The organism is Massilia sp. GER05, from assembly GCF_052056005.1.
GTDB lineage: Bacteria > Pseudomonadota > Gammaproteobacteria > Burkholderiales > Burkholderiaceae_D > Telluria > Telluria orientalis.
Window position 1 is genome coordinate 6,582,835 of the sequence record NZ_CP178858.1, and the last position, 13,886, is coordinate 6,596,720.

At 56.1% G+C, this 13,886-nt stretch carries 11 protein-coding genes; 4 read left to right on the forward strand and 7 right to left on the reverse strand.

Annotation, left to right across the window (positions count from 1 at the left end):
• The first annotated feature begins 363 nt into the window (after positions 1–363).
• The 3 genes from ACL58G_RS28980 to ACL58G_RS28990 are packed head-to-tail and all read left to right on the forward strand — an operon-like array spanning position 364 to position 3,831.
• Positions 364–1,422, forward strand: coding sequence for a hypothetical protein (locus tag ACL58G_RS28980; RefSeq protein WP_440963950.1), 1,059 nt, complete (start codon positions 364–366; stop codon positions 1,420–1,422).
• Positions 1,415–2,623, forward strand: coding sequence for a cation:proton antiporter domain-containing protein (locus tag ACL58G_RS28985; RefSeq protein WP_413387114.1), 1,209 nt, complete (start codon positions 1,415–1,417; stop codon positions 2,621–2,623). Before ACL58G_RS28980 ends, ACL58G_RS28985 begins: the two co-directional genes overlap by 8 nt.
• Positions 2,620–3,831 carry a YbdK family carboxylate-amine ligase gene (locus tag ACL58G_RS28990; protein ID WP_413337855.1) on the forward strand — a complete coding sequence of 404 codons (1,212 nt, stop codon included), beginning with the start codon at positions 2,620–2,622 and terminating at the stop codon, positions 3,829–3,831. Before ACL58G_RS28985 ends, ACL58G_RS28990 begins: the two co-directional genes overlap by 4 nt.
• Positions 3,832–3,838: 7 nt before the next feature.
• On the opposite strand, the gene ACL58G_RS28995 is transcribed toward ACL58G_RS28990, so the two are convergent.
• From ACL58G_RS28995 to dusA, 4 genes are all read right to left on the reverse strand, one after another.
• The gene (locus tag ACL58G_RS28995) at positions 3,839–4,210 is read right to left on the reverse strand and encodes a YXWGXW repeat-containing protein (RefSeq protein WP_056131028.1); all 372 of its coding nucleotides are present in this window, start codon (positions 4,208–4,210) and stop codon (positions 3,839–3,841) included.
• A gap of 294 nt (positions 4,211–4,504) precedes the next feature.
• A complete protein-coding gene (locus ACL58G_RS29000) occupies positions 4,505–4,852 on the reverse strand; it encodes an energy transducer TonB (RefSeq protein WP_413337859.1) in 348 nt (115 codons plus the stop codon).
• Positions 4,853–4,926: 74 nt separating this feature from the next.
• The gene (locus ACL58G_RS29005; RefSeq protein WP_413387112.1) at positions 4,927–6,705 is read right to left on the reverse strand and encodes a methyl-accepting chemotaxis protein; all 1,779 of its coding nucleotides are present in this window, start codon (positions 6,703–6,705) and stop codon (positions 4,927–4,929) included.
• A gap of 348 nt (positions 6,706–7,053) precedes the next feature.
• A complete protein-coding gene (dusA, locus tag ACL58G_RS29010; protein WP_440963951.1) occupies positions 7,054–8,043 on the reverse strand; it encodes a tRNA dihydrouridine(20/20a) synthase DusA in 990 nt (329 codons plus the stop codon).
• A 101-nt stretch (positions 8,044–8,144) separates the two neighbouring features.
• Between dusA and ACL58G_RS29015 the strand changes: the two genes are divergently transcribed.
• Entirely contained in the window at positions 8,145–9,179 is a 1,035-nt protein-coding gene (locus ACL58G_RS29015; RefSeq protein WP_440963952.1) for a tyrosine-type recombinase/integrase, read from the forward strand.
• 328 nt (positions 9,180–9,507) lie between these two features.
• On the opposite strand, the gene ACL58G_RS29020 is transcribed toward ACL58G_RS29015, so the two are convergent.
• From ACL58G_RS29020 to ACL58G_RS29030, 3 genes are read right to left on the reverse strand one after another with little or no spacing between them, the layout of a single operon-like run.
• Positions 9,508–10,962: a hypothetical protein gene (locus ACL58G_RS29020; RefSeq protein ID WP_440963953.1), complete on the reverse strand. Its 1,455-nt coding sequence runs from the start codon at positions 10,960–10,962 to the stop codon at positions 9,508–9,510.
• A 3-nt stretch (positions 10,963–10,965) separates the two neighbouring features.
• A complete protein-coding gene (locus tag ACL58G_RS29025) occupies positions 10,966–13,200 on the reverse strand; it encodes a KGGVGR-motif variant AAA ATPase (RefSeq protein WP_440963954.1) in 2,235 nt (744 codons plus the stop codon).
• A gap of 8 nt (positions 13,201–13,208) precedes the next feature.
• On the reverse strand, positions 13,209–13,871 hold the full coding sequence (locus ACL58G_RS29030; RefSeq protein WP_440963955.1) for a helix-turn-helix domain-containing protein: 663 nt from the start codon (positions 13,869–13,871) through the stop codon (positions 13,209–13,211).
• Between the last annotated feature and the right edge of the window lie 15 nt (positions 13,872–13,886).

Below are 13,886 nucleotides of genomic sequence, written 5' to 3' on the forward strand. Positions count from 1 at the left end.
AAAATAGGCCGGCGTTTCGAGTTTCATAGCGATAGTCCACGGGATTCCAACTGTACGCCGTCGCGCTTTCCAATAGCTTAAAATGCATGTCAGAAATGTACTTACGTCAATCATATTTGAGCGAATGAATCATTTGCCCTATACTTGACCCCGATACACACCCATAACAACGAGCGGCAGGCATCACGTTGACCTGACCGCCATGCGGCCCCGCCGCATCGCGGATGCGTGAAGCATCCACTCTTTCAACGGGTCCAGACGCCGGCCGAACGAGCCGCGCTGCGACCGCCCGCCTCCGCGCGCCGGACGGATCCAAGCTTCCAGCCGGCCCGCACCGAGGCCTTTCAATGAGGGCCGATCTTCATGACCCCAACACGACCATCGCGCCGCCACTGCCTGCTCGCGACCGCGTGCGCGCTGTGCGTCATCCTGACACCACAAGCGCATGCGGCCAAACGCAAGCCGGCGGCGCCAAAGACACCAGCCATCGCCGACTTCAGGGAATTGAGCGGCTCGTATCCCGGCACGTGCGAACAACCCGTCGCCCCGGCGCTTTCCGGCCTGGGCGAACCGACGACGCGCCAGTGCGCCTGGAGCCAGCGCGTGGAAATGGTGTACTGGCGCAGCATCCCGACGCCGACCGCCACCTGCCTGCCGCCCGCCGCCATCGCATGGCACCGCCTCACGCAAGCGATCCACGCGGACGCGCCGCCCTGGAACAACGCCTGGTCCGGCCGCACCGTGTCTACGAACACGCCCGAATCCCAGCAACTGGCCGCGATCTGGCGCGACGACGACGGGCAATGGTCGGCGGCGCTGTGGCGCTGGCAGCCGTCTGAGAAACCGGACACGCGCACCTGGCAGGCCGGCCACTGGGACGATGTGAAGCAGGCTGCGCACGCGATCGATGCGGGCAGTCCGCTGCCCGCCGCGTCGCCGTTGTTCGTCGCGTGGCGCGATGCGTCGCAGGGCAAGCCGCGCGTGCTCGATGGCGACACGTGGCGCTGGGTGTCGGACAAGACCTGTTTGCGACTGGAGACGTCGGGCATCAGCCAGACGCGCATCCACCTGCCCTATTCGCGCGACGATGCGCGCCTCGAGCAGCGCAGCGGCATGCAGGTGCTGCTGGCGCGCCGCTTCCCGAATGCCGAGTGGCTGCAGCCCTTTACCTTGCTGGAGCCGGGCCATCCCGGCGACCGCACCGGTGCGAAGTTCATCGCCGTGTGGCGCGAAGGCGCAAGCGTCAAGGGACAGTTGTGGATTCCGCTGCGCGACGACGCGGGCATCGTCCGCGCACGCATCGTCAGCGATCTCGCGCCGGCATCGGCGGAGCGTCAAAAGGAACTGGCGAAGCAGCGGGCCGACGTGATCGGGCGCGAACTGACCGCGCTTGCCCACGCGTGGGAGGTGCGCCATGAATGACGAACTGTACTCGCCCTTCTGGCTGCTGTCGCCGCTGGCCGTGCTGGGTGCCGGCCTGATGGTCGCGCTCGTGATCGGACTGACCCTGCAGCGTTTTCGCATCCCGAAACTGTATGGCGCCGTGATCGCGGGCCTGCTGCTCGGCGCGAACGGTGCCGGCTTCATCGACCGCGCGCTGCTGACGCAGTTCCAGGAACTGCTCAACGGCGCCGCCGCGCTCGTGCTGTTCGAGGTCGGCCGCAAGATGGACCTCGCGTGGCTGCTGCGTAGCGGCCGCCAGGGCGCCAGCCTGCTGCTCGCGACCGTGGCGCGCGGCGCCGCGGCCGCCATCACGCTGGGCCTCTTCGGCCTGCCGTGGGGCGCCGCGATCTTCATCGGCTCGATCCTCATCGCCGTCAATCCCGTCATCCACAGTTCGATGGTGGCGGACGAAAACGCAAGCGGCACGAGCACGTTCGCGACGTCGAACATGGTCGGCCTCTCCAACCTGGTCGCGCTGCTGGCGCTCGGCATCACGCTCGCATGGACGCGCAGCCACGGCCAGGACGCCGACAGCGGTTTCTGGACGGAGTTGATGCGCCAGGGCGGCAAGCTCGTGATCGGCGCCCTGATCGCCGTGCTGTCGTACGGCCTCTATGCGCTGGCCACGCGGTTGTGCAAGGTCCCGGCGACGCTGCGCCCCGGCATGCTGCTGGCCGCGCTGCTGATCGACCTCGGGCTGTGCTCCGTGATGTCCGCGAGCGCCCTGCTCTCGCTGCTGCTGATGGGCGTCCTGCTGCGCAATGCGGAGAAGCGCGACAACGTGTTCCAGGCGCAGTTGAAGACGGCGCAGGACATCGGCTACGTGCTGCTGTTCCTGATGTCGGCGGCGCTCGTCGACCTGCAGGCGCTGCTGCATGGCTGGACCATCGTGGTCGCGCTGACGGTGTTCGCGGTCCGCATCGCGGCCACGCGCCTGGCCCTGTGGCCGGGCACCGCGTGGGACGTGCGCAAGCAGCATGCGATGGCCCTGTCGATGTGTTCCCTGGTGAGCTACGGCGGTCTCGTCGTGGACAACACCCTGAATGCCTACACCGGGCTCGATGCGACGTCCACCGCCGTCATGGGCGCGCTGCTGGCCCTGAACGTCCTGCTGGCGCCCGGCCTCACGTGGCTCGGCTTGCGCCTGGCGGGCGAAACCTATCGAGGAGGTGCCCAATGAGCGAACTATTGAATGACGAAGCACTGGGAAAACTGAAAACGGACGCCCAGGCCCAGGCGGTATCTGGCCAGGGCCCCGCGTTCCTGCCCGACTTCAAGGCGTCCACGATCGGCACGATGGGCATCGAACTGGAACTGATGGTGCTCGACCGTCTTACGTTCGACCTGTTCCCCGCCGCGCCCGACATCCTGCGCCTGCTGGACAAGCACGACAAGCCGTGGGTGCACACGCCGGAAATCACGACATCGATGCTGGAAGTGGCGACTGCCATCCTCACCTCGTTCGACGAAGCGGCCGAGCAGCTGGAACACATCCGCACGACGGTGCAACGGGCCGCGTTCGATGTCGGCGCGTCGATCTCGGGCGGCGGTGCGCATCCCTTCCAGAAGTGGAACGAGCAGCGCATCTACCCGAAGGAACGCTATTTCGCATCGGAGCGCAAGTTCGGCTATCTGGCTAAACTGTTTACCGTGTTTGGCATGCACGTGCACATCGGCGCGGGTACGCCGGACGAGGCGATGCGGCTGTGCTCCTGGCTCACGCAGCGCGCGCCCCTGTTCATCGCACTGTCGGCCAATTCGCCGTGCTGGCAGGGCGAAGTGTCGGGCTTCTGCAGCTCGCGCAGCAACGTCGTGGGCGCGTTCCCGATGAGCGGCATCCTCCCGTACGACATCCGCACGTGGGACGATTTCCGCGCCCACTTCGACGAGCTGGCCGGCCACGGCATCGTCAACAGCATCAAGGATTTTTATTGGGACGTGCGTCCGAAGCCGGAATACGGGACGATCGAACTGCGCGTGCTGGATACGCCGTTGAAACCCGTGTACGCGGCGGCGCTCGCGTGCTATGCGCGCGAGCTGTGCCTGGAATGGGCGGGCCAGCCGGGTCGCTGGCCGACCAGCAGCAGCCGCGAGCTGTACATCTGGAACCGCTTCAATGCGGCACGCGACGGCGTCGAGGCGACGTGGATCGATCCGGAGTCGGGCGCGTCGATGCCCATCGGCGAAGCGATCCGCGCCGACCTCGAACGACTGTCAAAACGCTCGACCGATCCCGGTTTCGGCAAGGCGTGCAAGGTGATCGAGCATCTGATGAAGGACGGCGGACAGGCGCGCTGGCTGCGCGCCCATCTCGCGTCCGGCGGCGGCATGAACGACCTCGCGCGGATGGCGAGCGAGATGTTCGAAGACGGCGCGCCGCTGGACTAGTTGCTCGTCACGAGCGGTGCGGGTTGTTGGGACGGTTGTCGACGCGGTTCGGCACGCCGTCGCCGTCACGGTCGCCGTGGCGCCAGCCGCCCCGCTCCAGTTGCCAGCCGCGGTCGCCCTGGCGCCATTCCGGACGGTGCCAGACATAGCCCGGGCGCACCCGTTCCCAATGGCCGCGCACCCAGGTGTAGCGGTGGCCGTTCCAGTTCCAGTAGCCCGGCGCCCATTCGTAACCGTGGCGCGCGGCCGGCACGACTTCGTGACGCGGCGGCGGCGGTGCGGTGCGCACGACGACGACATCCCGGGCGAACGCCTGCGCCGGCAAGACGGCGGCAGAACTGACGATGGCAAGGGCGGCAGCAGCGAGAATGCGTTTCATGGTGGTTCTCCTTTGGTTGCGCGGTGAAGTTGCGCTGTGAGACCACTATAGCGATTCGCCGCCTGCATTTGCCGGATTGAAGCGGGCGCTTACAACCGATACATGCCGCAACAGGCCGGTAACAGATTTTCAGATTTTCACGAGGCAGATGCGAAAAGGGCGCCCCGCAGGGACGCCCTTTTCGCGCTGTTGGATGCCGCCAGGCCCAGGTCTCGTGCGCACCCGACAAAGATGCCGGGGACGCAGTGCCTCACCTGGGGCGCCGAGCCAGGCCGGCCGGCACCCGCCAGACGATCAGTCCAGCTTCCAGGCGTAGTCGACCTTGGTCCAGGTCTGGGCCGGTGCGCCGTCCTTGGTGCCCGGCTTGAACTTGCAGGCCGACAGGCCCTTCATTGCAGCCTTGTCCAGGCCTTTGAAGCCGCTCGATTTGTCCAGCTTCGAATCGGCCACCGAACCGTCGGCGGCGATGAGGAAGGACATCGACGTGATGCCCTGCTCTTCGTTCATCAGCGACGCTTTCGGATATTCGACCTTGCACTTGGACGGATCGAACGTCGCCGGCGTTTCGCCTGCAAAAGCCGAACCAGCGATACCCGAGACCAGCAGAGCGACGAGGCTTACAGCAAATTTCTTATTGGACATTTTTATTACCCCCGGAAAACAAAGTTTTTTTTAATGCCAGTGCTCTCCACCGGCGCTGGACGAGCCGTCCTGGCTCAGAATTCTTCCCAATCGTCGCTGGCTGCTGCCGCTGCGACTTTTTTCGCGGTCGATGCCGGCGCATCCGCCGCACGTTCCTGCTGGACCGGCGCCTTGGCCTTCGCGGCGGCCGGCTTCTTCAGCTGCGGCTTGGCGGCCGGGCGGACGACGACGGCGCGGCTGGCGGTGGCGGCAGCCGGCGCCGGTGCGTCCACGATGGCCTGCTCCTCGCCTTCGGCCAGCTTGAAGATGCTGACGACGCGCTGCAGTTCCGCGGCCTGGTCCTGCAGGCTCTGGAAGGCGGCGGCGGCTTCTTCGACCAGCGCGGCGTTCTGCTGCGTCATGCCGTCCATCTCGATGATCGACAGGTTGACCTGTTCGATGCCGGCGCTCTGTTCGGCGCTGGCACTGGCGATGTCGCTCATGATGTCGGTCACGCGCTTGACGCTGGCAACGACCTCGTCCATCGTCTCGCCGGCCTCGCCGACGAGCTTGCTGCCGCGGCCGATCTTCTCGACGGAGTCGCCGATCAGTTGCTTGATTTCTTTGGCGGCCGCTGCGGAACGCTGGGCCAGGTTACGCACTTCCGAAGCGACGACGGCGAAGCCGCGACCCTGTTCACCGGCACGGGCTGCCTCGACGGCGGCGTTCAGTGCCAGGATGTTCGTCTGGAAGGCGATGCCATCGATGACGCCGATGATGTCGGCGATCTTGCTCGCCGAGCTATTGATCTCGCCCATCGTGCCGACGACCTGCGACACCACGTCGCCGCCCTTGCGTGCCACGTCCGATGCGGTGGCGGCCAGGTGATTCGCTTCGCGGGCATTGTCCGCGTTCTGTTTCACGGTCGACGTCAGTTCTTCCATCGCCGACGCGGTCTTTTCCAGCGAGCTGGCTTGCAGTTCGGTACGCGACGACAGGTCGGTGTTGCCGGCTGCGATTTCACGCGACGCGGTGGTGATGGTGTGCGTGCCGCGACGGACCTGGCTGACGATGTCGACCAGGCTGTTGCGCATCTGTTTCATTTCGATCAGCAGGCTGCCGCGATCCGACGACTTGGTGTCGATGGCGATCGACAGGTCGCCTTCGGCGATACTGCCGGCGATCTTGGCGGTGTAGCCCGGCTCGCCGCCCAGCTGCTTCAGCAGGCCGCGGGTGATGATGGTGGCGGCCAGGATGCCGAGTGTAACGGCCAGGGCCAGCAGCCCGAGCATGAAATTACGGGCGCTGGCGAAGGCGGCTTCCGCGTCGACCTGGGTCTGCGCGTTCAGCTTGTCTTCCAGCTTGCCCAGCTGATCCAGCCCATCCAGCCATTTCTTCTGGGCCGGACGGATTTCCTTGACCATCACGCGGGTGGCGTCCATCGCGTTATTGGCCAGATAGAGTTCCGATGCCTTGGCGATGGCCGGCATGGCGGCGCCTTCGGCTTCTTTCACCTGGTTCAGCAGGGTTTTTTCTTCAGGCAACGCTTCTTCAGAGAACTTGGCGGCCAGTTTTTGCTGCAGAGCATCGTACTTGGCGGTCTGCTCCTTGAAACGGTTCAGTTCCGGCTCCATGTCGGCCGGGTCCGTCATCAGGGTCAAGGTACGCAGCGAGGTGACGCGTTCGCTCACGTTATTGCGCATGTCGACGACCAGGCGGGTCACGACATTGTTGACATTCACGACGTGGTCGAGCCGGTTCTGGATCTGCGCCATGCGCAGGATGCCGACGACGGTAACGATAACCAGCAGCACGAGCACGAGGGCAAAACCCAGCCCCAAACGCATGCCGACCTTCATGTTTGCTAAGTTCATTCCTTATCTTCCCTGTTTCAAGTGATCAGACCCGCTCCGGAGTCTTTGTCTTTTGTTACGGAAAGTCCATCTTCCCGGTGGACTCGCGTATTTCCGTCAGGATAAATCAAAACGCCGATTTGCAGACAGAAAACATGCCCCGCTGTAATTATGTTTCACCACAACAACAGGATTAGATGTCGTGCAAGGAGAAGAGCCCAGATTATGGGTCTATTCTTGCCTTCGGGCAAGGATAACGTTGCAAATGATTAAATAAATGCAACATTTTTTGTAGCGAATTTTGAACATCCCGGCCATTTTCATGCGGCCGGGGTAGTAAAATAACTAAAAGTCAACCTTACACGGCGCTTACGCAGCGAGGCGCAGTCTGCCGGCGGCTTCGAGGAGGAGTTCGGGGTTGCCTGCGGCGAGGCGGCGGGAGTCGGACAGCAACTGGCGATAGCCGCGCGCGCCCGGCAGGCCGGCCATCAGGCCCAGCATGTGGCGCGTGATGCTGTTCAGGCGGAGGCCCAGCGGACCGTAGCGCTCCAGCTCGGCGCGGATATATGGAATCATGGCTTCCAGCACCTGTTCGCGCGTTTTCGGCGGGGTCGCGTCGCCATAGAAACGGGCGTCCCAGCCGGCCATCACGTAGGGATTGTGGTACGCCTCGCGACCGATCATGACGCCGTCCACGTGCTGCAAGTGAGTGGCGATCTCGTCGTCGGTCTTGATGCCGCCGTTGATGATAATCTCGAGCTCAGGAAATTCGCGCTTCAGCTGGTACGCCACTTCATAGCGCAGCGGCGGGATCTCGCGGTTTTCCTTCGGCGACAGCCCCTTCAGCACGGCATTGCGCGCGTGCACGATGAAAGTACGGCAGCCAGCGTCGGCGATGGTGCCGATAAAATCGCGCACGAAGCCGTATTCCTCGTTGTAATCGATGCCGATACGGTGCTTGACGGTGACGTCGATGCTGACGGCGTCGCGCATCGCCTTCACGCAATCGGCGACGAGTTGCGGTTCCTGCATCAGGCAGGCGCCGAACGCCCCCTTCTGCACGCGCTCGGACGGGCAGCCGCAATTCAGGTTGATCTCGTCATAGCCCCACTGCTCGCCCAGCTTCGCGCTCTTGGCGAGGTCGGCCGGATCGCTGCCGCCCAGTTGCAGCGCGATGGGATGCTCGACCTCGTCGTAGCGCAGGTGGCGCTCGACGTCACCATAGACCAGGGCGCCCGTCGTCACCATCTCTGTATACAACCAGGTGTGCTGCGTGATCTGGCGGTGGAACACGCGGCAATGGCGGTCCGTCCAGTCCATCATGGGTGCTACGCTCAGTTTTCTCTTGCTGTATTTCATCAAATCCCTACTTTTCCCTCTGAGAGAGAGCAATACGACTTCCCGGAACTTCCCGCAGAATGCCCCTATTTCCTCCCCTCGCTGCTACAAATTTGCTACAGATGGCTTCGATACTTAAAGTCGGGGACACTTGGCGGGCGCAGGTCCGCCGCAAGGGTCATAAGTCCATTTCGGAAACTTTTCCGACGAAGGCGCAGGCCGTCGCGTGGGCGCGGAAGGTCGAGGCTGATATGGATGCCCGGCGCTTCAATGACACTCGCGGGCTAGCGAATATTACCCTAAAAGAGCTCATCGATTGGTACTTCGAGGAGATCGGGGCTGCTCATCCCTTCGGAAAGAACAAGACGGCGGTGCTGCGGACGTGGCAACGGGACCACGGTGAAGTTAGTGTGGCTGACATCACATCCGACTACGTGACCGATTTCGTCCGCAAGCGGCGTCGGGCTGGGGCGTCGGGGGTCACGATTTCGATCGACTTAACGTACTTGGGTGGCGTCTTTAAGTCCGCGCGGGACCTACGCAAGCTCCCTCTGAACCTCGAAGTGATCTCCAGCGCGAGAGCTAACATGGCGCATCTTAAGATCTCGTCAAAAAGCAAGGAGCGCGCTCGCCGGCCCACTGAAAAAGAGATATCGGACTTATGCGACTACCTGGACAGGCATTCCAGCTTGCCAATGCGAGACATTATCTTTTTCGCGATCGAATCGGCCATGCGGGTAGATGAGATCACCCGGCTCCGTTGGGTCGACCTTAACGAAGCCGATAGAACCATAATCATCCGCGACAGGAAACATCCTCGGCAGAAGCAAGGTAACGATCAAGAGGTACCTTTGCTCGGCAAGACCTTTGACATCATCCGACGACAGCCGAGGCCTGAGAAGATTACGACCGAATCAAGGATATTTCCTGTCAAAGTCGATACCATCACTACGATTTTCCCGCGGGCCAAGAACGCCTTAGGCATCAAAGATCTGCACTTCCATGACCTACGCCACGAAGGGGTATCGCGACTGTTTGAACAAGGCTATCAGATTCAGGAGGTCGCTTTAGTGTCCGGGCACCGGGACTGGAAGATGTTGGCACGGTACACGCAGATTCGGGCAAAGGACTTGCATCGGTCCACTAGCTTCCTTTGAGATCGCAACGTCCGAACGAAGTTGATTGTGGCCCCTTGAACTATCGTAATGATGCATGAGTATTCTAGTAAGGAAAAGCAGCAATTAGCAAAACATACGTCAGATACGACTCAGTGAAGCACGACAACGCCCAGCTTTAATTGGGCCAATAGTTGCCATAACTTATTGGGTCCTTATACTGCATTTCATCTGCTTAATTTTCAACATTGATAGCTAAACCGTTTAAAGGCCAATTGCAAATATCGGTAGAAAAACCAAAAGTGTTTACGGTTTAGCAACATGGCACGTCAAGAATGTTTCTCAGAGACGTGAAGGTGATTTCCGCGCTTTAGTCAGTACCCAGCAAGCTCTTATGCCAGTCACCATTATGCCATTGCAAAACGGCAACGTCACTTGTTAAGTCTTTTAAGTTGGCGATTACACAGCGTCTAGCTTCGTCCCAATCATCGCTGGACGCGCTTTTAGGGCCAACTGCGATACCACAAGACAAATTACTTTTTGTCAGGTCAGCAAGGGACAGGCTACTTACTACAACATATCTTGCATTTGACGCGGCGCTTAATTCAAAAACTTTTGAATGTGCCCAGTTCCCTGGCCGAACACCACAATCCATCACAGGAATGAAAACCCAGTCGGGTTGAAACCGGTGAATCAGCTCTTGAGCTAAAGGTTTGGTTTCAAGATCTTGACATATAAGTACAACACATCGGCCATAGGATTGAGTATCTACGACCAAAATTTCATCTGACTCGGCATTTCTTTCCAATAGAAAACCATCACCCTTTGGATCAAGACCATATTCGCGAGCTCGTTCGGACGAAAAACCAGATGTCCAAACTTTTTGTTGGCGCCATAGAGGCTTGCCAAAAGCGTTAAAGACTTGCGTCTCATTGTATGGCAGCCCGTCCTCACTAACCTCCTCCGTGTTTCCTGAACCAGCGACAATCAAGTTTGGCTTTTCACAAGTCGCACTCAACAAATATTGAGACAACTTCTTCGCATCCGCCTCAGAAACCAATAATTCTGGAAGCACCAGAAAATCTAGCTCATTTAAATCACGAATGACCTTGTCTAAAACCTCCACAATTTTCAATTTCGATGAAATCGAAAAGTCGACGAAACCTTGCCCACCTTCAATTGAATAACTTATTTTTAGATCATCAGCATTTTTAGCCAAAGGGACAATTGCGAGCGTCTCTTTTGATCGGGATGACCTAGTAATTCCTAGAAGACCTCCATTAGCCACAACCTTTTGCGTCACTCTAATATTACGAGTCGAATTCTTAAGCACGCATGGAACTCTAGTAATTGCAGCAAAATAATCAACTAGATCATCCGCGCTTGAAGAAAATAAGGGACGTGGCCCCTTAACTAATGGGCCCCGAAACGTGAGTGATTCGGTTCCATTAGTCCAAAATATCCCATGAGAATCATACGTATCAAGAATTTCGTCCAACCATGAGGGCAAGGGAACTCTAAGACTATTATAACGAGGATGTACCAACGCAATACATTCGTCAATGGCACGCATTAAAGCGAGTACGGCACCATTTTTGTCTTGTTTCGTCGCGTTCCGATAATCGTTTAACTCACTTAGAATTTCATCGCACGAGGTTTGTTCAGAAGCGCCGGTAAGTATTGATGAAAATTTCGCTTGAAGATCTGAATTTCGAGTTGCAGTTGTTCTTTGATATCCAGACAGGCCGTTTGCATAGTCCCAAAGGAGGAAGAACAACTCGATGGGATTCGAATATTTTTCGGCAAAAATCGTCTCAAAAACCATTACTTAGCGCCTAACTTTCGACAAAATTCTGATATTTTCCAACATTCCAACCAAGCGACGTGATTTCTCGTCCGTCAAGCCCGTATCGGTTATAATTTTGTCCACTCTAGCTGTTATCCCATCAATGATTTCTGGCGACAGTCGAGTACGCGAACGATTAATAGCACTTACGAGTTCAAATAAGGTACTCAAAATATGAGCAATACTCGCGTCAGTCGATTCCGACTTGCGCAAACTCCTTAGAGCTCTACTAATTAAATCAACCAACGGGAAGAGTAGTTCTTCACGACGAGTAAAATACGAAATCAATTTTCTGCGTTTGCTCACATCAGAAAATACAGCCCGAGCAAATTCAAGAACATAAGTACCATTCACTGCAGGTCGCAATATTATTGAAAACAAATCTGCAGCTGAGTATTGAAACTCATGCGTTTGCACATACGCAGCTTGGACACAATATTTAGAGCTTTCGTCAATAGATAACGATGGCAGTTTAGCTAGGCTAACAAGCAATCTAAACTTTAATCGATCAATCTCATCCCCGGGATTACGCCCCGGAATATTCTCTATATTTGCCAAACCTTCGAGAAATACTTGTTTAGCCCCGTTGAATTGATCAACAGACAAGTATACTTCGCCACGGAAAAGCGAATATTTAGAAACCGCTATCAATAATGCTCGCGCATGTACTTCGGAGAAATCACGGCGCGTCGCCAAATCTTTTATTAGCCCACCGATTCTTTCAATAAGAGGATGTAGTAACGAAAAATTTGAACGGGATCGATAAATTCGAGCAATCTCTTGCAGATTATCAACCTGAAGCAACTTAACTCCAGCTGATTCATCATTTTCTAATAAGCGTGCAAGCTCACTTCTTATTTTTAACTCTTCCTCTTCATTATCGAAAATCCATACAATTTCGAGCGCACTCCGTATAAAATCTATATATGGACCATGCCAAACATGGGAATCTTTGCTGGATAAATAGCGAAGAATATCCATCGTTTTATTTAGCATAGACAAATCGCTTGCTTCACCATCAGAAATAGAGGCTACATGCAAAACAGTATCGCAAAGTGCAGCAAGATATTCCACTTCAATCTGGCCATCACCAGCCGTTTCAGCAGCAACGTTAAGTAAGCGATTTATTTCAGAATGAGCTCTTAACGGCTCAGCGGATTGCAGATCGATAACATACTGTATCGTCGCGTTTTTTGGAACAATACGATTTTTAATTACTTTAAGTGTGTCGAGCGATATCTCTGGAATACCAACTTCTGGACCAATAAGCTCTTTCGCTAGACGTACATAACTCAAAGTAAGCGGATCTAATGTTAAATCTACAGCGAAAAACGGGGCAAGAGTCTCATAGAATGGCAGATTGTCTTCTGCAGCGATGTGAAGCGTTAAGAGATCCTCTTGAACCAAGTGAGATGGAATTCCACCGACACGTGAAAGCACCGATATAGCCCGTGCTTGTGCATCACTTCCTTCTGCACTATCGCGTCGATCCACTCGCATCGGAACAACACGCACCTTTACTCTTTCATGAGTTTGACTAGTTATTGCAGACGCTACCTGTCCGATTCCATCAATATTCTGTTGATTCAATACAAAACATAAAACGACGACATCGGGCATTGCGAGCGTGCAAATCCCTGCGACATCAGCAAGCCCAGTGCGGCTATCAATAAGAATAATATCATAATCTTTACGCGCCCATTCGCGTAAAGAATCCAATAGATATCCGCCCAAATTATTGTTAAAGAAATTATGCCACGAGAAATTAGATAAAACTTCTTCGTACGGCTTCCCAGCCTCGCCAATAAACTTGCTTCCTGCACTGATAATATCCAAGCAGCCGCCACTTGGCAATAACTCTGGAAATACTCTCTCGTCGATAACTGATCTTACAAATCGACCAAAGTTATCAGCGGAAGCGTGTCGAGACGTGAATTCCTCTAACTCATCTTCAGTCTCAAGTGAGGAGATCCCACTATCCCATTCATCTAATAGATTGAGAATCCCGGGCGCGTCTTTCAATATTCCGTCAACGGTTCGCTCCGTGACACCGCGAAAGTAATATTCAAGCCCTGGGGCCTCAAGATCCCAGTCCATCATTAAAACACGCTTCCCCGCCATTGACGCGAGAAATGCGACATTTGCTAGGCTCATAGTACGTCCAACGCCTCCTTTGAAGGAGTAGAACGTAAATATCTTGCCGTTGAAATCTCTCATCAAATTCTCTATGCTTTCTTGGATAACATTGGCATACCGATGAATTCATTCGCCGTTTTCATTTTTATTTTTTCCTTAGCTTCGCTCAAATTAGCACCAACTTTAATCTTTGGCTCCTTTGGAAGGCATTCTGATAAAATGCGACCCACTGGAGTTAAAAAATTAACTAAAGAAGTGCCCTCTCTTCTAAAGTCAGTGATGCCATGCTCCCGTAATTCAGCTAAATTACGACTAACGGTTTCGGGTGCTCTTCCACATAGATCAGCTAAGTCTTTTCCGCTTAGGTTACCTGTTGTCAACGCTAGAATGTATGGCTTAAATTTAGCGTTGTTTATAAGCTCATGTAAAACTTTACTGCTAGCTTTTTCTCGGATGGAGTGAACCAACTGATGTGCAAAACTCAACTGCCCTAGTATGTAGCTTGCCGCGATAGGATCATCTAAGGTTGACTCGCCCACAGCTTGCACTACAGGGGGTGGCGCCATTGCTACAGCGTCGTTGAGTACCCCATGAAGGCCGTCTCTAAGCTGACCAAGCTGCTCAGCTGAAGGATTAGAGAGCACTTGTTCCAACCGTCTCGTAAGGCTTATAAAAAAGCCGCTTGGTACTGTTCGTGATTTTTTGATAGTCGATCTTACCTCATCGACAAGTTTCCACTGAGCATTAATCATGTTTTCTCCCTATAA

Excerpts from the sequence above, each read along its gene's own strand:
- ACL58G_RS28980 (WP_440963950.1), top strand. The coding sequence starts at position 364 with ATGACCCCAACACGACCATCGCGCCGCCACTGCCTGCTCGCGACCGCG.
- ACL58G_RS28985 (WP_413387114.1), top strand. The coding sequence starts at position 1,415 with ATGAATGACGAACTGTACTCGCCCTTCTGGCTGCTGTCGCCGCTGGCC.
- ACL58G_RS28990 (WP_413337855.1), top strand. The coding sequence starts at position 2,620 with ATGAGCGAACTATTGAATGACGAAGCACTGGGAAAACTGAAAACGGAC.
- ACL58G_RS28995 (WP_056131028.1), bottom strand. The coding sequence starts at position 4,210 with ATGAAACGCATTCTCGCTGCTGCCGCCCTTGCCATCGTCAGTTCTGCC.
- ACL58G_RS29000 (WP_413337859.1), bottom strand. The coding sequence starts at position 4,852 with ATGTCCAATAAGAAATTTGCTGTAAGCCTCGTCGCTCTGCTGGTCTCG.
- ACL58G_RS29005 (WP_413387112.1), bottom strand. The coding sequence starts at position 6,705 with ATGAACTTAGCAAACATGAAGGTCGGCATGCGTTTGGGGCTGGGTTTT.
- dusA (WP_440963951.1), bottom strand. The coding sequence starts at position 8,043 with ATGAAATACAGCAAGAGAAAACTGAGCGTAGCACCCATGATGGACTGG.
- ACL58G_RS29015 (WP_440963952.1), top strand. The coding sequence starts at position 8,145 with ATGGCTTCGATACTTAAAGTCGGGGACACTTGGCGGGCGCAGGTCCGC.
- ACL58G_RS29020 (WP_440963953.1), bottom strand. The coding sequence starts at position 10,962 with ATGGTTTTTGAGACGATTTTTGCCGAAAAATATTCGAATCCCATCGAG.
- ACL58G_RS29025 (WP_440963954.1), bottom strand. The coding sequence starts at position 13,200 with ATGAGAGATTTCAACGGCAAGATATTTACGTTCTACTCCTTCAAAGGA.
- ACL58G_RS29030 (WP_440963955.1), bottom strand. The coding sequence starts at position 13,871 with ATGATTAATGCTCAGTGGAAACTTGTCGATGAGGTAAGATCGACTATC.